Annotated in this window: 14 protein-coding genes and 2 pseudogenes; 2 read left to right on the top strand and 14 right to left on the bottom strand. The window is 36.5% G+C overall.

Annotated elements, in window-relative coordinates; translation table 11 throughout:
- Positions 1 to 8 precede the first annotated feature (8 nt).
- The 5 genes from IGJ63_RS02470 to uvrB form a co-directional block, all read right to left on the bottom strand.
- On the bottom strand, positions 9 to 1004 hold the full coding sequence (locus IGJ63_RS02470) for a gluconeogenesis factor YvcK family protein (RefSeq protein ID WP_002355627.1): 996 nt from the start codon (positions 1002 to 1004) through the stop codon (positions 9 to 11).
- The gene (gene rapZ, locus IGJ63_RS02465; RefSeq protein WP_002355625.1) at positions 1004 to 1891 is read right to left on the bottom strand and encodes an RNase adapter RapZ; all 888 of its coding nucleotides are present in this window, start codon (positions 1889 to 1891) and stop codon (positions 1004 to 1006) included. The genes IGJ63_RS02470 and rapZ overlap by 1 nt, the downstream gene beginning before the upstream one ends.
- A gap of 165 nt (positions 1892 to 2056) precedes the next feature.
- Complete coding sequence (locus IGJ63_RS02460) at positions 2057 to 2851, bottom strand: YusW family protein (RefSeq protein WP_101731869.1); 795 nt, start codon at positions 2849 to 2851, stop codon at positions 2057 to 2059.
- 171 nt (positions 2852 to 3022) lie between these two features.
- The gene (uvrA, locus tag IGJ63_RS02455; protein WP_002361280.1) at positions 3023 to 5842 is read right to left on the bottom strand and encodes an excinuclease ABC subunit UvrA; all 2820 of its coding nucleotides are present in this window, start codon (positions 5840 to 5842) and stop codon (positions 3023 to 3025) included.
- A gap of 117 nt (positions 5843 to 5959) precedes the next feature.
- Positions 5960 to 7957 (bottom strand): excinuclease ABC subunit UvrB, encoded by a 1998-nt coding sequence (uvrB, locus tag IGJ63_RS02450; RefSeq protein ID WP_002355618.1) that lies wholly within the window; start codon positions 7955 to 7957, stop codon positions 5960 to 5962.
- A 278-nt stretch (positions 7958 to 8235) separates the two neighbouring features.
- On the opposite strand from uvrB, the gene IGJ63_RS02445 reads away from it, so the two are divergent.
- The gene (locus tag IGJ63_RS02445; RefSeq protein WP_438745893.1) at positions 8236 to 10404 is read left to right on the top strand and encodes an amino acid ABC transporter substrate-binding protein/permease; all 2169 of its coding nucleotides are present in this window, start codon (positions 8236 to 8238) and stop codon (positions 10402 to 10404) included.
- A gap of 1 nt (position 10405) precedes the next feature.
- Positions 10406 to 11143 (top strand): amino acid ABC transporter ATP-binding protein, encoded by a 738-nt coding sequence (locus tag IGJ63_RS02440; RefSeq protein WP_002355616.1) that lies wholly within the window; start codon positions 10406 to 10408, stop codon positions 11141 to 11143.
- Positions 11144 to 11190: 47 nt separating this feature from the next.
- On the opposite strand, the gene IGJ63_RS02435 is transcribed toward IGJ63_RS02440, so the two are convergent.
- The 9 genes and pseudogenes from IGJ63_RS02435 to IGJ63_RS02395 all read right to left on the bottom strand — a co-directional run bounded on the left by IGJ63_RS02435 (position 11191) and on the right by IGJ63_RS02395 (position 20166).
- On the bottom strand, positions 11191 to 11910 hold the full coding sequence (locus IGJ63_RS02435) for an MgtC/SapB family protein (protein ID WP_002361276.1): 720 nt from the start codon (positions 11908 to 11910) through the stop codon (positions 11191 to 11193).
- 35 nt (positions 11911 to 11945) lie between these two features.
- Entirely contained in the window at positions 11946 to 13850 is a 1905-nt protein-coding gene (locus tag IGJ63_RS02430; protein ID WP_438745891.1) for a heavy metal translocating P-type ATPase, read from the bottom strand.
- Positions 13851 to 13959: 109 nt separating this feature from the next.
- Positions 13960 to 15408 carry a helix-turn-helix domain-containing protein gene (locus IGJ63_RS02425; protein ID WP_101731867.1) on the bottom strand — a complete coding sequence of 483 codons (1449 nt, stop codon included), beginning with the start codon at positions 15406 to 15408 and terminating at the stop codon, positions 13960 to 13962.
- Positions 15409 to 15411: 3 nt separating this feature from the next.
- On the bottom strand, positions 15412 to 15861 hold the full coding sequence (locus IGJ63_RS02420; RefSeq protein ID WP_002407355.1) for a hypothetical protein: 450 nt from the start codon (positions 15859 to 15861) through the stop codon (positions 15412 to 15414).
- 201 nt (positions 15862 to 16062) lie between these two features.
- Positions 16063 to 16674: pseudogene (locus tag IGJ63_RS02415) on the bottom strand (DUF3324 domain-containing protein); the annotation flags it as partial.
- A gap of 96 nt (positions 16675 to 16770) precedes the next feature.
- Positions 16771 to 17526, bottom strand: a complete 756-nt coding sequence (gene istB / locus IGJ63_RS02410) for an IS21-like element helper ATPase IstB (protein WP_002351240.1) — start codon at positions 17524 to 17526, stop codon at positions 16771 to 16773.
- Between the two features lie 12 nt (positions 17527 to 17538).
- A complete protein-coding gene (istA, locus tag IGJ63_RS02405) occupies positions 17539 to 18753 on the bottom strand; it encodes an IS21 family transposase (RefSeq protein WP_438745843.1) in 1215 nt (404 codons plus the stop codon).
- Positions 18754 to 18861: 108 nt separating this feature from the next.
- Positions 18862 to 19350: pseudogene (locus IGJ63_RS02400) on the bottom strand (DUF916 domain-containing protein); the annotation flags it as partial.
- Between the two features lie 75 nt (positions 19351 to 19425).
- Complete coding sequence (locus IGJ63_RS02395; protein WP_101732326.1) at positions 19426 to 20166, bottom strand: WxL domain-containing protein; 741 nt, start codon at positions 20164 to 20166, stop codon at positions 19426 to 19428.
- Positions 20167 to 20173 lie beyond the last annotated feature (7 nt).

The raw sequence follows: 20173 nt of genomic DNA, 5'->3' as shown, positions 1-20173 counted from the left end.
TTGATTAATTAATATTTCGTTCCAAATACGATACGGAAAAGTTCTTCAACCACTTTTTCCCCATCATGAAAAACTCCGCCATCTCTTAATTCTAAAAAGTCTGTCGAAATGACTCGGCATCCTTCTTCACGTAATCCTTGAAAATCATGCTTTACTTGAACTAAATATTCATCATAAATTTCAGGATCCATGTAATTTTCTGGTACTTTTTCTGTATTAACCAGCACTGTATCAACAAACTGCGCTTGTAGATGTTCGTTTAAGACACGAACATGATCTGCATCCGTAAAATGTTCCGTTTCCCCTTTTTGGGTCATGATGTTACAAATATAGACTACTTCGGCTGCCGTTTGTTTGATGGCTTCACCAATTTCTGTAATAACTAAATTAGGTAAAATACTTGTAAAAAGACTCCCTGGTCCTAACACGACCATGTCTGCTTCTTCAATTGCTTTGACGACTTTGCGCGCAGCTCTTGGCTGTTCTTCTCCGTGTGTATTTGTCACAAACACATGGTCAATCGTCTTGCGATCCAGTGCAATTTTTGATTCTCCCACCGCCACTGAGCCATCTTTAAATACGGCATGTAACGTTAATGGCCGTTCTGATGATGGATAAATCCGTCCATCAACATGCATCATTTTTGAAAGCAATTGAATCGCTTCATACGTACTTCCCCTCATTTCTGAGACAGCAGCAATGATTAAATTACCGATTGCATGATTGGCAAAATGACTATCTGATTTATCAAAACGATATTGAAAAATATCTTCATATAATTGTGGCATATCTGACAATGCCACTAAAACATTTCTTAAATCTCCCGGAGGTGTCATGTTATTAATAGAGGAACGAAGCTCGCCACTACTACCGCCGTCATCAGCGACCGTTACGACGGCAGTAATATCAACACTTTGATTTCTTAAACTTTTTAAAATTACTGGCAAGCCTGTTCCACCACCAACAACCACGATCTTCGGTTTACGAATTCGATAGGTTTTCATTAAGAGCGATTAACCGTTTCTTTTCTTTTTAAGCGGTCGCGGTGGGTAATATTTACATGGTAATCTTCCTCTTTTAATTCAGCGCCAACACGTTCTGTCAATGCGACAGAGCGATGTTGTCCGCCAGTACAGCCAATTGCAATGGTGACGCTACTTTTACCTTCTTTTTTATATCCAGGTAAGACTGTTCGCAGTAAATCGATAAATTTGGTATAAAATTCATCTGTTTCTGGGAAGCCCATCACATAATCATAAACAGGTTGATCCATTCCAGTTAACGGTCGTAGTTCATCAATATAATGGGGGTTAGGTAAAAAGCGAACATCCATAACGATATCTGCATCAATCGGCAAGCCATATTTAAAGCCGAAGGACACCATTTCCACTCGAAATTCGTGTGTCTCTCTCGTTGCTAGTTCTTTATTCAAACGTTCCCGCAATTGACGAGGGGACAAGTCCGTAGTGTCAATAACCAACTGAGCATCCGCCTTGATTTCTTCCAGCATTGCACGTTCTTTACGAATGCCTTCTGTCACTAAACCATCCATCGCCATTGGATGCGCACGCCGTGTCTCTTTATAACGAGAAACCAACTCTTCATCGGTGGCATCTAAAAATAAAATCGTTGTATCAATAAAATTAGTATTTTCAAGTTCGACTAACATATCCTGAATTTCTCTAAAGAAGGTCCGTGAACGTAAATCAATCACTAACGCAATCTTGGTAACTTTTCCAGATTCTTTAATTAATTCCCAAAATTTTGGGATTAAGCTTGGTGGTAAATTGTCGATACAGAAATAGCCCATGTCTTCAAAGCTTTGAACAGCGACTGTTTTTCCAGCGCCACTCATTCCTGTAATAATAACCAGTTGTAAATTTTCTGGCATATTCAACACTCCCTTCACTTGCATCACTATATTATAACACCCCGGGCGTATCAAAGAAAGCTTTTCAATCATTCTTATAAAGATTTCTATTCTTTCATAGAAAAACAGCATTGACATTTTTGTCAATGCTGTTTTAATTGCTGAATTATACTATATAACTCTGTGTTATTTTAATACAAACTCAATTTCTGTTTTATCAGTAAAATTAGCTTCAAACTCAAATTGTTTTACTTGTTCATTCATGGCTAACTTTTTCGTAATGTGTTCTTTAATTTGTTCATTTGTAGCTGTTTTGATTGACAATCCATCTAAAAGAGTCATGATTTTGTCTTGTGCTGCCTTACCTTCTAATTCTAAATCAGCAGATTCATCTTCATACGTTGCTTCAATTGTTCCGTTCGATTTTATTTCATAGGTGAACTCAATTTCATTTTTGTCGTATTCGATTTCTACATCAATCTCTTGAAGACTGGCAACAGTCGGTGTCGGTGTGGTTAGTTCATTGTCTGCTGTTTCATGGTCCCCACCAACTTCAGGAGTTACAGTTTCCCACTTAAAGGTACCAATTTTAGCTGTTGCTAGATAGGGATTATTAATGGTAATGACTTTCAATTGAAGGTCTGAATGGTTGGCGATATCTGTTAAAATCCCCAGAGCCTGATATGTATTTTGTGTAAAACGTGTCGCAATATTTTGCGCATCAATTGTGGAATAGCCTAATGTTTCCCAGGTGATTTGTTGCTTTAATTCCTGATGAACGGCTTGTACTGTCGCCGGCTCCAATTGAATGCCCGTTGCTTCTTTTAAGTCTTTCTTGGTAAAACTCATTACTTTTTCATGGTCTGATTGTGAAATTAAGGTCGCTGCTTCCATTGTGTTACTATGTACAAAAGGTGTGATTCCGATAGCTAAGACCATTCCTGCTGTTAATAAACTTGTTGTTATTTTTTTGTTTTTCATTTAAGACTTCCCTTCGTATTCATTGTTATTTTGTTAACAAACATAGTATATCTTTTAATTACACATTAAGTCAACATTTATTTTTAATTTTTATTAAAAAATATTTGTTATTTTATAATAAAAGAACCTTGTTTCCCATAAAAACAAGGTTCTTTATCTAATCATTATTGTTTATTTCAGAACACGTTTTAAATAATATCCTGTGTAACTGTCTTTGACTTTAGCAACTTCTTCTGGTGTTCCTGTCGCCACGATCGTCCCACCACCGTCGCCACCTTCTGGCCCTAGATCAATCACATGATCCGCAGATTTGATGACATCCAAGTTATGTTCAATCACTAAAACGGTATTGCCCGCTTCCACTAAACGCTCTAATACTAGAAGCAACCGCGCAATATCATCGGTATGCAAGCCGGTTGTTGGTTCATCCAGAATATAAAAGTTTTTCCCATTAGAATTTTTATGAAGTTCACTCGCTAGCTTCATCCGCTGTGCTTCTCCACCAGATAAAGTAGTTGCTGGCTGCCCCAATGTCACATAGCCTAAGCCTACATCCACAATTGTTTGCAATTTACGATGAATTTTAGGGATATGTTTGAAAAATTCTACGGCATCTTCCACCGTCATATCTAAAATATCAGAAATGTTTTTGCCTTTATAATGAACTTCTAACGTCTCAGAATTATAACGTTTGCCATGACAAACTTCGCAAGGCACATAGACGTCAGGTAAAAAGTGCATTTCAATTTTGATGATACCATCCCCGCGACAAGCTTCACAACGGCCACCTTTGACGTTAAAACTAAAGCGACCTTTTTTATAGCCACGAACCTTGGCTTCATTTGTTTGGGCAAACAAATCGCGAATGTCATCAAAAACACTAGTATAAGTCGCTGGATTACTTCTTGGTGTTCGACCAATTGGACTTTGGTCAATGTCAACAATCTTTTCAATGGCTTCATAACCAGTGATGCTTTTGTGTTTCCCAGGTTTATTGGAATTACGATTTAATTTTTGGGCCAGCGCTTTTTTTAAAATTTGATTGACTAAAGTACTTTTCCCTGAACCTGAAACGCCTGTGACAGCAACAAATTCACCCAGCGGAAATTCAACACTGACATTTTTTAAATTATTTTCACTGGCACCAGTGACTTTGATCGCTTTGCCATTGCCTTTGCGACGTTCTTTTGGCACAGGAATCACTTTTTTCCCAGAAAGATATTGTCCAGTCAATGAATGCGGATTTTTAGCAACCTCTTCCGGCGTACCAGCGGCTACAATTTCACCGCCCAGATGTCCAGCGCCAGGTCCCACATCAATCAAGTAATCCGAAGCCATCATTGTATCTTCATCATGTTCCACCACAATTAATGTATTGCCTAAGTCCCGCATTTTTTTCAATGAGTCAATCAAGCGGTCGTTATCTCGTTGATGCAAACCAATTGATGGTTCATCTAAAATGTAAAGAACGCCTGATAAGTTTGATCCAATTTGTGTTGCTAAGCGAATTCTTTGTGCTTCTCCGCCAGAAAGTGTACCAGCAGCTCGACTTAAGGTTAAGTAATCTAACCCGACATTTTTTAAGAAGGTTAACCGATCTTCGACTTCTTTTAAAATTGGCCGAGCAATCGTAGTTTCTTGTTCAGATAAAGACACACCTTCAAAAAATTGGACCGCATTTTTTATTGCTAATTCACTGACTTCACCAATGTGCGTGCCATTGATTTTTACAGCTAAAGCTTGCGGATTCAAACGATACCCTTGACAGCTTCGACAAGTCAATTCTGTCATGTATAACCGCATTTGATCTCGTGTAAAATCGCTATTTGTTTCATGATAACGTCGTTTAATATTTTTTAAAATCCCTTCAAATGGCACTTCCACATCACGAACACCACCAAAGTCATTTTCATAATGAAAATGAAAGTTTTTCTCGCCAGAACCATTTAAAATAATTTCTTGTTGATCTGCAGGTAATTCTTCAAACGGCGTATCCATATCAATCCCAAAACTGGTGGCTGCTTGTTCCAACATTTGTGGATAATATTGGGAACTAATAGGGTTCCACGGAACAATGGCTCCTTCTCTCAAGGTTTTAGTGGGATCTGGAATCACTAAGTCTTTGTCCACTTCTAATTTAACACCTAAACCATCACAATCGGGACAAGCGCCAAATGGTGCATTAAATGAAAACAAGCGCGGTTCCAATTCACCGACTGTGAACCCACAATAAGGACAAGCATAATGTTCACTAAACAACATCTCTTCTTGACCAATCACATCAACAATTGCGTAACCTTCAGCTAAACGCAAAGCCGCTTCAAACGAATCAAACAAGCGAGAGCGAATGCCTTCTTTCACAACGATACGGTCAATCACAATCGCAATATCATGTTTTTTATTTTTTTCAAGTTCTGGTGCCTCACTAACATCATAGGTTTCACCATCCACCCGCATTCTGACATACCCTTCACGTTGGATCATTTCAAACACTTTTTTATGTTGGCCTTTTTTCTTGACCACAACAGGCGCCAAAATTTGAATTTTTGTTCGCTCTGGTAGCTCTAAGACTTTATCAACCATCTGTTCAACAGACTGACTGGTAATTTCAATATGATCGTTAGGACAAATTGGATGACCTACCCGAGCAAATAACAATCGTAAATAATCATTGATTTCCGTGACCGTCCCCACCGTTGAGCGCGGGTTTTTACTTGTCGTCTTTTGATCAATTGAAATAGCTGGACTTAAACCATCGATGCTGTCAACATCTGGTTTATCCATCTGTCCCAAAAATTGTCGCGCATAAGCAGAGAGACTCTCTACATAACGTCGTTGCCCTTCTGCGTAAAGCGTATCAAACGCTAATGAACTTTTGCCAGAACCAGATAGTCCAGTTACAACAACCATTTTGTCACGAGGAATCGTGACATCAATATTTTTTAAGTTATGGGCGCGTGCACCATGAATCACAATTTTATCATTTGCCATATATGTTCTCCTTTTACTAAATCTCTTACGTCAAATCATTTCAAGTCATTCTATAGAGAAAAGATTAGTAAAAGATACGATGGTTCATCGTATCTTTTACTTAATCCGTTGGTTGACTTATTTGGCAGCTTTCAATTCAAGAATGGTATCTCGTAATGTAGCTGCAGTTTCGAAGTCTAACGCTTTGGCCGCATCTTTCATTTCTCTTTCAAGTTTCATTAATAAATCAGCTTTTTCTTGTCTTGATAAATCTTCATATGATTTATCCAATTGAACCACTGTTTCATCTTTATCAGCTGTTTTGGAAATAGAAATCAAATCACGAATTTCTTTAATAATTGTTTTTGGTTCAATACCATGTTCTTCATTATATGCTTCTTGGATTGCCCGACGTCGTGCCGTTTCATCCATAGCTCGTTGCATCGAATCGGTGATTTTATCTGCATACATAATGACTTTTCCTTCAGCGTTCCGGGCAGCCCGTCCCATCGTTTGCACTAACGAGCGTTCACTACGTAAGAAGCCTTCTTTATCCGCATCTAGAATCGCAATTAAGGAAACTTCTGGCACATCGATTCCTTCACGTAATAAGTTAATACCTATTAGAATATCAAATTCGCCTAATCGTAAATCGCGAATAATCTCCGTTCTTTCCAGTGTTTTTATATCACTATGCAAATATTTAACTTTTAAGCCTAATTCTTTGAAATAGTCGGTTAAATCTTCGGCCATTTTCTTCGTTAAGGTTGTGACAAACACCCGCTGATCTTTTTCGATCCGTTCATGAATTTCGCCCACCAAGTCATCAATTTGACCCATAATTGGGCGGATTTCTACTTCTGGATCTAGTAAACCTGTTGGTCGAATGATTTGTTGAACAACCGTCTCTGTTTGTTCCATTTCATAAGGGCCTGGTGTTGCCGATACATAAACAATTTGGTTTACATGTTGTTCAAATTCTTCTAAACGAAGCGGTCGGTTATCAAGTGCACTTGGTAAACGGAAACCATAGTCCACTAACATTTGTTTCCGTGCTCGGTCGCCATTATACATTCCTCTAATTTGCGGCATTGTTACATGAGACTCATCGATTACAAGTAAGAAGTCATCTGGGAAAAAGTCCAACAGCGTATATGGCGGTTCCCCTTCTTGGCGACCATCCATATGTCGAGAGTAATTCTCAATCCCTGACGTATAGCCCATCTCTCTCATCATCTCAATATCATAGTTGGTTCGCTGTTCCAAACGTTGAGCTTCCAATAATTTATTTTCACTGCGAAGCACTTTCAAACGTGCCTCTAATTCTTCTTGGATCTGCGATATGGCGTGTTCCATATGTTCTTCGTTCGTCACGAAGTGTGTTGCCGGAAAAATAGCGACATGCTCTGTTTCGCCGACAATTTCACCAGTTAACGCATCTACTTCACGAATTCGATCAATTTCGTCTCCGAAAAATTCAACACGTAGCGCATGCTCATCCCGTGAAGCTGGGAATATCTCAACCACATCACCGCGGACACGAAAACGCCCCCGTTGAAAATCAATATCATTTCGTTCGAATTGAATATCGACTAAGCTTTTTAGTAACTCATTACGATCCATTTCCATTCCCACACGTAATGAAACAACTTGTTGGCTGTATTCCCGCGGATCCCCTAAACCAAAAATACAAGAAACTGATGCTACCACGATGACATCGTTTCGTTCCAATAAAGAACTTGTCGCTGAATGGCGTAGTTTATCAATTTCATCATTAATACTGGAATCTTTTTCAATATATGTATCACTTGAGGGTACATATGCTTCTGGTTGATAATAATCATAGTAACTGACAAAATACTCGACCGCATTATCTGGGAAAAATTCTTTAAATTCCCCGTATAATTGTCCAGCTAGTGTTTTATTATGTGCAATCACTAATGTTGGTTTGTTCACTTCTTGAATCACATTAGAGATTGTAAATGTTTTACCTGTTCCGGTCGCTCCAAGTAAAATTTGAGCTTTTTCTCCACCTTTGACACCGTCAACTAGTTCAGCAATAGCGGCTGGCTGATCTCCGGCAGGCTCATATTTAGAAGCCAAATGAAAGGTATTGGAAGTTTCTCTTTCGATCATTTATAACTCCCCCTCAAAGTGTCTAATTTCTCTTAAATTATCGGCCCATTCTGGCAGAATGTCCACTTATTAGTTTAACATACCGAACATATTTTCGCCACTTTTGCTGTTTCGGACTTCAACTGATCTTAATCTTTTGTTCTTAATTTCTATGTCACATTTTATAACATGCAATGTAAGGAAATTAGAGTTTTTTTCTCTTTTTAGCGTTCAAATACTTGTCAGCTTCCTATTTCTTACTATATAATTGTTCAATATGCAAAACTAGGAGGTATTTTATGAAAAGGAAACACTTTTTACTTACTTTCTTTGTGATGATGGTAACTCTGCTAACATTCATTAGTGGCACTTCAGCACATGCAGAAGGAAAGAAATATACAATTGGAACGGATTTAACATTCGCCCCTTTTGAATTCCAAGACTCAAAAGGAAAATACATTGGTATTGACGTTGATTTATTAGATGCGATTGCCAAAGATCAAGGTTTTGAAGTGGATTTAAAACCATTAGGCTTCGATAGTGCAGTCCAAGCGATTCAATCTAAACAAATTGATGGCATGATTGCTGGAATGAGTATTACGGATGAGCGAAAAAAATCCTTTGATTTTTCAGATCCATACTTCGATAGCGGTTTACAATTAGCGGTTAAAAAAGGAAACGACAAAATTAAATCATATGATGATTTAAAAGGCAAAACGGTTGCGGCTAAAGTTGGAACTGAAAGTGCCAACTTCCTTGAAAAAAATAAAGAGAAATATGACTACACCATCAAAAATTTTGACGATGCAACGGGTCTTTATAAAGCCTTAGAAAACGGTGAAGCGGATGCAATCGTTGATGATTATCCTGTATTGGGCTACGCAGTGAAAAATGGCCAAAAATTACAATTAGTTGGCGATAAAGAAACAGGCAGTTCTTATGGTTTCGCAGTGAAAAAAGGTCAAAACCCTGAATTAATCAAAAAGTTCAACGCTGGTTTGAAAAATCTTAAAGACAATGGTACTTATGATAAAATTTTAAACAACTACTTAGCGACAGGCGATGAAACAAACACACAAGACGCTGGCGAACAGATGAAAAAAATCACTCCTAAAAAAGAGAAATATGTGATTGCTAGTGATTCTACATTTGCTCCGTTTGAGTTTCAAAATGCCCAAGGCGATTATGTCGGAATTGATGTAGATTTAGTCAAACGTGCAGCTGAATTGCAAGGTTTTACTGTTGAATTTAAATTTATTGGTTTTAGTTCTGCTGTCCAAGCTGTTGAATCTGGTCAAGCAGATGGGATGGTTGCAGGCATGACGATTACGGATGATCGTAAAAAAGCCTTCGACTTCTCTGTTCCTTACTTTGATAGCGGTATTCAAATTGCGGTCAAAAAAGGCAATGACAAAATTAAATCGTATGATGATTTAAAAGGCAAAAAAGTCGGCGTAAAAATTGGTACTGAAAGTGCTGATTTCTTAGAAAAAAATAAAAAGAAATATGATTACTCAATTAAGTATTTAGACACAACTGATGCATTATACAGTGCATTAGAAATTGGCGAAGTTGATGCCATGATGGATGATTATCCTGTCATTGGCTACGGGGTTGCGCAAAATCAACCACTAGCGACACCAATTCCTCGTGAAAAAGGTGGTTCTTACGGTTTTGCTGTCAAAAAAGGGCAAAATCCTGAACTACTTGAAATGTTTAACGAAGGCTTAAAAGAAATGAAACGTACAGGTGAATACGATAAAATTATCGGCACTTACGTGAAAGATGGCAACGAAGCCAAAGAAGAAACAGCTGACGAATCTACGTTTGTTGGCTTCATGCAAAACAACTGGAAACAATTGTTACACGGTTTATGGATGACGATTCTATTAACGTTGATTTCCTTCGTACTTGCTTTAATTGTCGGCGTTATTTTTGGGCTATTCAGCGTTTCACCAATCAAAGCATTACGTGTACTTTCAACCATTTATGTTGATTTAATTCGTGGAATTCCTTTAATGGTCTTAGCGTTCTTCATCTATTTCGGATTACCTGGTGTGCTTGGCTTTAATATCCCGGTCTTCATTGCTGGGATTATCACATTAACTTTAAATGCCAGTGCCTATATTTCTGAAATTGTGCGCGGCGGAATCAAAGCTGTTCCAGTTGGCCAAATGGAAGCTTCAAGAAGTTTAGGTCTTTCCTATAATCGGACAATGCAAAAAATTATTTTACCACAAGCGATTCGCATTATGATTCCTTCATTCATTAACCAATTTGTTATTTCATTGAAAGATACAACTATCCTTTCAGCAATTGGCTTAATCGAACTACTACAAACAGGAAAAATTATTGTTGCTCGGACATTACAAAGTACAATGGTTTACTTCGTTATTGCGTTAATCTACTTAATTTTAATTACTAGCTTAACTAAATTAGCGAAAAACCTTGAAAAGAAGGTGAACTAATATGACTGAAAAAATCTTAGTTGAACATTTAGTAAAAAAATATGGTGACAACACGGTCTTAAACGACATTAATGTTTCTATTAACGAAGGCGACGTAGTCTGCGTCATCGGTCCTTCTGGTTCTGGTAAAAGTACTTTTTTACGTTGCTTGAATCAATTAGAAGAAGCTTCTAGCGGAGACATTATTATTGATGGTGCGAACTTGACAGATAAAAATACGGACATCAACCAAGTCCGTCAACATATCGGCATGGTTTTCCAACATTTCAATTTGTTTCCACATTTATCTATTTTAGAAAATATTGTTTTAGCACCAACCGATTTAGGTCGCTTATCAAAAGACGAAGCGGAGAAAAAAGCGTTAGAACTTTTAGAACGTGTTGGGTTGGCAGATAAAAAAGATGCCTATCCAGATTCTTTATCTGGTGGTCAAAAACAACGTGTCGCAATTGCACGTGCGTTAGCGATGAATCCTGATATTATGCTTTTCGATGAGCCAACATCAGCCCTTGATCCAGAAATGGTTGGCGATGTTCTTGGTGTAATGAAAGATTTAGCAAAACAAGGAATGACAATGGTCATCGTTACTCACGAAATGGGCTTTGCAAAAGAAGTGGCTAATCGAGTAATGTTCATTGATGGCGGTAACTTCCTAGAAGATGGTTCGCCAGAGCAAGTCTTTGAAAATCCTCAAAACCCTCGAACAAAAGATTTCTTAGATAAAGTATTAAATATTTAAACAAAAGCACTTGGCGCGCGCTAGCGCCCAAGTGCTTTATTTTATGGTTAAATTGTTTCCGTGACAGAGACAGATTGAACGTGCCCTTTTTCTTTTAAGAGATGGTGCAAGTTGGAATGCCAGAAATCTTCTTTGCCTACATAAGAAATCTTTGCTGTCACTGCCTCTTGTTCGGATTCCAAAGTCAATTCTACTAAGCGCTCCCCTTTTTCTAAAGAAGCTTGAAGTTGTTCATGCAGTCGGCTTTCTTTAATCATAGGTTCCTTCATTTTTACGATAAGCTGCAATCGTTTTAAAGGAGTCTTTCGTTTAAAATGGGCCAGAGCTAATACTAGCAAAGTTGCCACGAGATTGATAAACGCAATGGTTAAAAAGCCCATCCCAATGACTAAACCAATAATAGTAACATTCCACATCATTACTGCTGTCGTTAACCCAGAGACTTTCCTTTCTCTAAAAACGATAATCCCCGCACCGAGAAAGCCTACACCACTAATCACTTGGGCGCCATATCGTGTAATATCCATAGAAATAATGGATGCCAAGGCGCTATTTTGTTTCACCACATCGACTAAAATATCCACCGATTGAATCTGTAAAATGGAAATCGTACAAGAGGCCAAACATAAAATGGCATTACTACTGATACCGAAGCCTTTTCTTTTAATACTTCTTTCTAACCCAATCAAAGCTCCAAAAACCACGGCTAGAGCCATCCGAATGACAACGTCGGTGAGAGAAAGTTCAATCATTTTTAAAGAATTCATCGCTTTCTCTCCTTTCTTGCAAGTGACTATTTGACTTATTTTGTATTAACTAATAAACGCAAGCCATTAAAAATGACCACTAAGGTACTTCCTTCATGAATAAGTACGCTAAATGCGATATTCGCAATACCTAAAAAGTTCAAGATAATTAACGTTGCTACCACTAACATTGAAAAAATAATATTTTGCTGCACAATTTTATTCAAGCGTTTTGAGACACGGTGAGCATAGCCTAATTTAGAAAGATCATTTTTCATCACTACCACGTCTGCAACATCGATAGCAATGTCTGTACCATCCTCCATCGCCACTCCGATGTCAGCATTCACTAAAGCGGGCGCATCGTTAATGCCATCACCAACCATCCCTGTCATTCCTACTTCGCGTTTTAATTGATCAACAATCGCTGATTTTTCCTCAGGTAAAACATTAGCAAAAACTTGGTCCACGCCTACTAAGCGACCAACTGCTTCACCCGTAAGTTTTGCATCTCCTGTAATCATTGTTGTTTCAATATTTTGTGACTTGAAATAGTGAATGGCGTTCATTGCTTCTTCATTAGGAACATCCATCAATGCCACTAAACCAATCACTTGTTCATTTTCGGCAAAGTACACCACCGTTTTGCCTTCACTTGCTAATTTCGTTGTTTGTTTCTCAATGATTGTTGGCACTTGTTCGAAACTAGATGGTTTACCAATTCTAAAAGTTGTGTCTGCAATGGTCGTTACTAAACCCACCCCGACAATATTTTCTACTTCTAAATTTAAAGCCGTTGTTTCTGCTTCAAAGCGATTAACAATCGCCGTCGCCAATGGATGATTGGATTTTTTCTCCATATTTGTTAAAACAGCTACTAATTCGTCTTGGCGATCTTCTAAGCCATCAACAAAAAGATAATCTGTTACCTCAGGTTTGCCTTTTGTTAGCGTGCCTGTTTTATCAAAAGCGAGTGCTTTCACTTCAGCTAAATTTGATAAGAATGAGCCACCTTTAAACAAAACGCCTTGTTTCGCTAAATTGGAAATTCCTGATAAAGTTGCCGGAACGGCACTCGCTGCTAAAGCACAAGGGGAGGCAGCAATTAAGAAGACCAAGCCTCTGTAAAAACTTTCAGCCCAAGTCAATTGGAAAAGTAATGCGCCACCTAAAACAATTAGTGGAAAAACTGCTAAAACTAGTGTGACATATTTCGGTTCAAATCGTTTAATTTTGCTTGCAATTTCTGATTGATTTTCTTGTGATTGGTTCACTAGCTGTACGATTTTTGCAAAAACTGTTTCTGAACTATCTTTCGTTACTTCAACAACAATTGTGCCTGAACCGTTCATAGTACTACCAAAAACTGGGTCCCCACTATTTTTTTCTTTGGGAATACTTTCCCCATTAATAGATGATTCATCCACAGCGGTACTTCCTTCAATCACGACGCCATCTGTCGGGATTTGCGCACCATTGAGGACTTGCACGCGGTCACCAATCTTCAATTGTTCAACTGACACAGTTTGAATTGAGCCGTCATCTGTTATCAGGCGAGCTTCTGTTGGATTTAAATTTAATAGTTTTGTAATTTCACGTTGGCTTTTGCCTTGAGCATAATCTTCAAGGAAATGCGCCGCCGCAAAAATCAAAATCAACAATGCTGATTCTTCAAAACTTCCCATTAATGCTGAACCAACTGCAGCTAAGGTCATTAACAAATGAATATTAGGCGAAAACTTTCGATTGTTTTTCGTATCCCGATACGTATCTCCAAAGCCTTCCCCAATAATATGATAACCAGCTAAAATAGCAGCTAATGAGAAAAGAATATTTTTCACTAAGAGCATGTTCCCTAAAAATAAACCGATAAAGAAAAGAGCCAATCCTGTAAAAAAGAGAATAACTGGAACGTTTTTACCTTTTTCTTCATGTGTGTGTGCACCTGTTTGTTTTGACATTGTTATGCGCCTCCTCATTAATGTTTTTCTATTCATATGAATGTATATTCATATTATAAAACACTTGGGTGGTTTTGTAAAGACTTAAACACAAAGACAAGCGATGATTCTATTCGATAGGATCACCGCTTGTCTTTGTCGATTCTTTTTGATGTTGATATTTTTCTTCTTGAATAGTCAATAATGATTGCGTTAAATTGACCCAATCAATCGAACGAGGTGGATCCAGCCAAACCATAACTTTACTCTTTTCTTCTTGATACAAGTTATTTAAATTGGTAATCACCACATCTGGTAAGGTATCTGATAACGGGTCAATAATTTCTACATTTAAATTCACATAGACGGATAAATTTTTTTTGATGAATTGGTTATACTCTTTTCCATAAGAAAAATCAATTAGGACCTTGGCTGGCTCTGCAATTAAATGAACCGGAACATGATTAATTAGCAACAATAGATAGTTAAAAAACAAACAGTGATTGGCTTTCGCAATTTTTTTATGTTTTGCTGTTAACCAACGAATATATTCAATTAAATAAAAATAAAATTCCGGATATGTTTGCTTAAAAAACTGTAAATCCATTTCAAAATCGTCAAACATATTAATCGGAAAGTAAATAACATTGAAATGAATAATTGCTAACCCTTCTTCTAGAGTATTCCTTGTTGACTCCTCTAAACAATTAAATGCTTTTTCAAAACTTCCAATGAAAACACGAGTTAGGCTTTCAATCGTAGGATCTTCGTGAATAACATATTTTTTCTCTAGTTTGCCATGCAAATACAAGAAAAAAACAATCGTATACGTTAATGATTTTGAGGCCAATGCCCATGCCACTTGCGATTTTTTTATTAGTTCCTCTGAAAATGTATTCAGTGCACGCGTATCGATCCCTTCCACCGCACGTCCTTCGTTGTTAATCATAATAGCTAAATAATGGAAAAAATTGCGTCGCTCATAGGTGGTGAAAGTATAGTTTAACTCAACAAACTGTAATACACGTTTCGCTTCATTATAGACTTTTACCGAATATAATTCGGAAATCGGTTGATTGGAAAGCGTGAACAATTTATACAAAAAAAATGAAATTGCTTTTTGATTGCCGACAATTTCCCGCTTACTAAAATAGATCTGATACTCCTTTAAGGCTTTTTTTAGCCGCTGTAAGGTACTATACGCCACAGAGGTGCTGACATGATTACATTCAGCAAACTTTGTCAAACTATAATTTCCTCTAAAGTAAGACAACACTAATTTAAAAGAGAGCGATTCTGTTAAGTATTTCGTGAGCAAAAGTTTACTTGAATAGTTTCCATCAATTTCAAGTGTAACATCTACATCAGAAACGACTAAAGTTAAGCTGTCGCTTAACTTTAGATTGTCAATATCTGCTTTTAATTTTTCTAATGTTTTTTTGACTAAAAAATTCGACATTGATAATTCTTCGCGAAGTGCAATAAAAGTACCTGATAGCGTGGGACTTTCTTCTAAATGCCTTAGCAAGGAATAACTTCGTTGATCTTCTTTATTTAAAAAAATTTCATAATTCATCATTTATCAGTTCTTTCTCCCATAAATAGCCGTTCCTACTAATTCCCGTATGAAATTCAAGTAAAAAGTGTTTTGCCCCTCCGTTCCAGCACCGCCTGTGCTATTTGGTACAATGGTGATATGGCTAGCATCAAATAATTCATCCGTGAAAAATACTTGATGCTGACTTTTCTTGGAAGAAGGCCTTTCTTCATTTGTTTTTGGATTATTTGTTATCACTTCTTTTTTACTAACGTCTTCGCTACTTTCTTCCGCTTGCGTTTCGCTAGTAATAGTACTTTCATTTGTTTCTTCCATTTTTTCTGGTGTGCCAGTATTCTCAATCGGATAAATTTCTTCTGTTGGATTGGTCGGATTATAAATTGGATTCCGTTCTTCTGCTGCTTGCACAGTGGTTACTTGAAAAAACGAGAGTAACAATGTACTCCATAATAGTAAATGTTTGTATTTATCCATTTTTCTCACATATATTGCCAAATACTTTAGCTACATAACAAAACAAAAAATATAACTAGTAAAGTGGTATCAGACGATATTTAACAATACTCCTTCTTATTATTTCTTTTTTTGAGTTAGGTTTGTTGAATAAACTGCATGTTTGATAAGTAAAAACAAACAAAAACGTTGCCGATAATCAAATCAAAAATTAACTACTCTTTATATTTCTCTTTCGTTTTTTTCCTGTTTCTTTTTTCGCCAAATCAACCAGGCAATGATTAAAATCACTATCAATAATAGTAGTAAGCCAATCATCAAATATAAATTCGAATGATTTTCTTTTAAGGTGACATCTTTTTCATTTAATTCTTTGGCAACTTCACCATTAATTGTAAAGTCTTTTTCAAATTGCCATTGATTTCTAAAAGATATCGATTCATTGTTTATTGATTTTTTAAATGAGCCTGCAGCATCTTTATTCCCAACAACGGTCATAGACAAATGATAATCTCCTGGCTTAAGTGGTTGCCCTTTTAGCGCAATAGGAACAGAAAAATTGGTATTTGGCGCAATTTGCATGTTTGCTTTTTCCTCTTTATATAAAACTTCTTCATGTCCCTTTTTGGTAATCTCTGCCGAAAAGGCAACTTGGTTAATATATGTTTTTTGATCATTTTGTAGATTGACTAAAATCACATTTCTAGCATTAATCTGTCCTGGTGAGACTTTTTTCAAAAGTAAATTCGGCTCAACCTTTTTTTTGTTTTGTTGCATCAATAATGCAACGACATACGAATATTCATTTTTAATGGATAACCCCTGACTCTTATCTGTCAATGGCCATTCAAAAATGTAGGTTTTTGGCCATTTAGAAATGTCGTTTTTTGGCCACCGAAAATGTAGGTTTTTGGTCCATAAATAACAAGGTTACTTATACGACAACTTTTTTTCTTTATAATCTTTAATCCGATAAGACTTTCCAGTAATTTGAATAATCTTAGCGTGGTGCACTAATCGATCAATTAGTGCATTTGTTAATTTTTTATCTTGAAAAGTTTCAGCCCATTGAGACAAAGGAATATTCGTTGTAATAATGGTCGATTTTTTTTCATAACGAAGATTAATTAATTGAAAGAACAACTTTGCCCCATCAGGGGTAAAAGGTAAATAACCAATTTCATCAATAATTAATAAATCGTAAGAAGCATACTTTTTTAACAAACGGTCTAAATTTCCACGTTGATTTGCACGATTTAGTCGATTAACTAATTCATTGCTTAAAACAAAATGGCAAGAATAACCTTTGGTTATGGCTTCTAGTGTAATGGCAATAGCTAAGTGAGTTTTCCCCACTCCGCTATTTCCAATAAACAATATATTATTGTTTGTATCCATAAAGCGTAAGGTACACAAATCTAAAATCTCTGTTCGATTAATTTTGGGTTGGAAGCCGAAATCAAAGTCATTGATTGTTTTCTTAAACGGTAAATTTGCCTTTCTTAAGCGATTTTCTTTTTGTCTTTCATTTCGTGAGTTTATCTCTTCTGTCATTAAATGATTTAAAGCTTCTACAAAACTAAGGTTTTCTTGAACAATTGTATCGAGATATTCTGGTAAAATTTCTCTCGTATGTTTTAAATTCAAATCTTCTAATTTGTTTAGTAAATGATAGTAATTAGACATAATGATTCACCTCTATAATTCGTCATATGCTTGTAAATTTTCATCAACAAAGCGCTCTAATTCTTCGTCTTCTAAGTGTTTAAAAACGTCAGAACGTAGAATCTCTATATAGTCATTTCGATGATAATTAAATAATTGATGAGTAATTGTATGTGTACGAACAAGAGTAGAATCATCGTAAATATAAAGTTTATCTTCTTTTACACATAGTGTAAGAATTTTCCCAATGTAATTGATGGGTACAGAATATTTGTTTTGATTCCATTGAACCATCGCTTCGTTAGATACTTTTCGTTTGATTTGTTTTTCAACAGAAGAATAGATTTTAAGTTGATTCGCATCAAAAGAAGATAATTGTTCTTTCTCGTATGACCAACGGTCATTAGGACATTCATGAATAGCTTGAGAAATTTCTTCTGTATTTAATGAATCCATGATTGTTTGAACAATTTCAACTAATTCTTGAGTTGTTTCAAATTCATAATTAAATACACGAATTCGTTCGATTGTGCGCGCAAGAGCTTCAACCTTTCCTTTTGTTTGAGGTCGAAACGCACGACAAGCAATTGGAAGAAATCCCGCTTCTTTCGCATATTGTCGAAACCGCTCATTAAAAACAACTTTAGAAAATTGACTACGACTACGGTCAACAACAGTTTTCATATTATCGAACCATATTTCTGCAGGAACACCACCGGTGTATTGAAACGCATTAGTTAAGCAACGAAATAAAGTAGTTTGAGAACGATCGAAAGTCAGTTCTAAATATTTAATTCTTGAATAACCTAAAACGTAAAGGAAGATATTACAAGAAATAACTTCACCAAATTTATTAACTAATTTGAGGTCTTCTTTCCAATCAACTTGGGCAGATAAACCAGGAGTTGTTTCAACACGAATCGTTGCTTTTTGTATTTTATCTGCTTTAACATTTCGACAATATCTTCTTAGAGTCCGTGCACTTCCACGATAACCACGTTTAGAAATAAAATGATAAATAGCAGAAGAAGAACAGCCTAAAGCTAATTTGTCAGCGATAATATCTTCAAAGTCACTAACTAAAGTTTTTTTATTTTTATTTTTTTGAGCAAGCAAAGGTAATTTATTGCTTATCCCAGCTTCATAATAACGTTTTACCGTACGGTAATCGTTAGCTAAAGCAGCATAATTAGGTTTTGTATGAGTCATAATGAAAGGTAACACTCCTTCATAAATATCTTTTCTCAATACACTTTCCTCCTTGAATAAAATAACACAAGGAAAGCGTACCAAATGACGCATAAACCTACATTTTTATTTGGCCATTTTTCTACATTTTAACTTGGCCATTTACATCTTATCGTCTTGGCGTTTACCTTCATCCGACGTTTCTTCTTTAAAAGTGATACCACTAGCTAACACTCCATCAAAGGGTGTATTAGGCATTTTGACGTTAATAGAAACCGTTTGTTCACTTTTCGGTTTTAAACGAACTGAGCTAGGATATTGAACATAGTCTTTTATATCAAACGCTAAACTTTGATCTTTTTCCCCCTTATTTTCACCATACTCCACGATTACATTTGAATTGGTAATGGCACTATTGATGGAAATACCTACCTTTACTTCTTTATCTGTATCATTGCGTAAGTTCACTTTCAACTCAGTTTCTTCATTTGGTTCTAGTAATAAATCAAAGTAAGTTTTTTCTTTATCTACTTGTTTTTCTGATGGAATAGGCGTAACCGCAAAATTAAATTCACTGGCAAAACCATTGCTAGGTACTAACGCTAAAAGAATTAGTAGTATCGGAAAAAAAAGAAATCGTTGTTTTTTTCTGTTCAAATTATTTACTCCTTTTCTATATGTAGTGAATAGCAGGTAACCATGTTCCCCGCTATTCTTCTTTTTAAAATTCGTTTAATTTCCTGGAGCGTCTGTCAACGTCCATGTTAATTTTGTGGCGTATTTTTCAGCGTATTTGGTTGTAGAACCTGGAACAGTTAACTCAATACTTTTAGCGGCTGTAGTTGCATCGGTTCCCCAATCAAATAAATAAGTTCCTGCACCGTTTCCTTTCGCTGCACTCATTACATCTGATTGACTACCATCTGAGTTCAACGTGATTGTGGCTGGGCCTGTTGGTTTGCCTGAATCTGAAGCAGTCACTACATTTCCGTTTTTAAACGTGATAGCTGCCCCAGTCAATTCTTTACCAGAAGTTGATTTAAATTGTCCTTCTTGTTTCACTTTTAATGACCAGCCAGCTTCGGTTCCACGGTTATCTGTTATTTGGACATAGTTAGGCCCTTCTTTGACTTCATCGGTTGCGCCTACCGTCTTGTATTTTTGGGTAGCAGCAAAATAAGTCTGATCCTTCGACGTGATTTTTTGAACACCGAAGTCTAGACTTGACGCATAATCAATTGACAACGGACCGTTTGTTCCTGGATTAGGACCTTCAGGATCTGTTGGGTCAATAGGATCAACTGGATTAGTTGGATCCGTTGAGTCAACCGGATTAGTTGGATCTTCACTTGGTGTAAATTCTACGATACCATTAGATGTATAACTACCGCCATCTTCTGCAAAGGCTTGAGAAGTCATGCCTAAGCTCCCTAAAATAAATGTGGATAAACATACTGTTGTTACTTTTTTCATTTTCTTT

Source organism: Enterococcus sp. DIV1375a, assembly GCF_051712205.1.
GTDB classification, from domain to species: Bacteria; Bacillota; Bacilli; order Lactobacillales; family Enterococcaceae; genus Enterococcus; species Enterococcus faecalis.
This window is presented reverse-complemented; position numbering and strand designations above follow the sequence as displayed.

Coding starts and splice junctions, on each gene's coding strand:
- uvrB (WP_002355618.1), bottom strand. CDS start 7,957: ATGATCGAAAGAGAAACTTCCAATACCTTTCATTTGGCTTCTAAATAT.
- istB (WP_002351240.1), bottom strand. CDS start 17,526: ATGTCTAATTACTATCATTTACTAAACAAATTAGAAGATTTGAATTTA.
- IGJ63_RS02470 (WP_002355627.1), bottom strand. CDS start 1,004: ATGAAAACCTATCGAATTCGTAAACCGAAGATCGTGGTTGTTGGTGGT.
- uvrA (WP_002361280.1), bottom strand. CDS start 5,842: ATGGCAAATGATAAAATTGTGATTCATGGTGCACGCGCCCATAACTTA.
- IGJ63_RS02445 (WP_438745893.1), top strand. CDS start 8,236: ATGAAAAGGAAACACTTTTTACTTACTTTCTTTGTGATGATGGTAACT.
- IGJ63_RS02460 (WP_101731869.1), bottom strand. CDS start 2,851: ATGAAAAACAAAAAAATAACAACAAGTTTATTAACAGCAGGAATGGTC.
- rapZ (WP_002355625.1), bottom strand. CDS start 1,891: ATGCCAGAAAATTTACAACTGGTTATTATTACAGGAATGAGTGGCGCT.
- IGJ63_RS02430 (WP_438745891.1), bottom strand. CDS start 13,850: ATGTCAAAACAAACAGGTGCACACACACATGAAGAAAAAGGTAAAAAC.
- IGJ63_RS02435 (WP_002361276.1), bottom strand. CDS start 11,910: ATGAATTCTTTAAAAATGATTGAACTTTCTCTCACCGACGTTGTCATT.
- IGJ63_RS02395 (WP_101732326.1), bottom strand. CDS start 20,166: ATGAAAAAAGTAACAACAGTATGTTTATCCACATTTATTTTAGGGAGC.
- IGJ63_RS02440 (WP_002355616.1), top strand. CDS start 10,406: ATGACTGAAAAAATCTTAGTTGAACATTTAGTAAAAAAATATGGTGAC.
- IGJ63_RS02425 (WP_101731867.1), bottom strand. CDS start 15,408: ATGATGAATTATGAAATTTTTTTAAATAAAGAAGATCAACGAAGTTAT.
- IGJ63_RS02420 (WP_002407355.1), bottom strand. CDS start 15,861: ATGGATAAATACAAACATTTACTATTATGGAGTACATTGTTACTCTCG.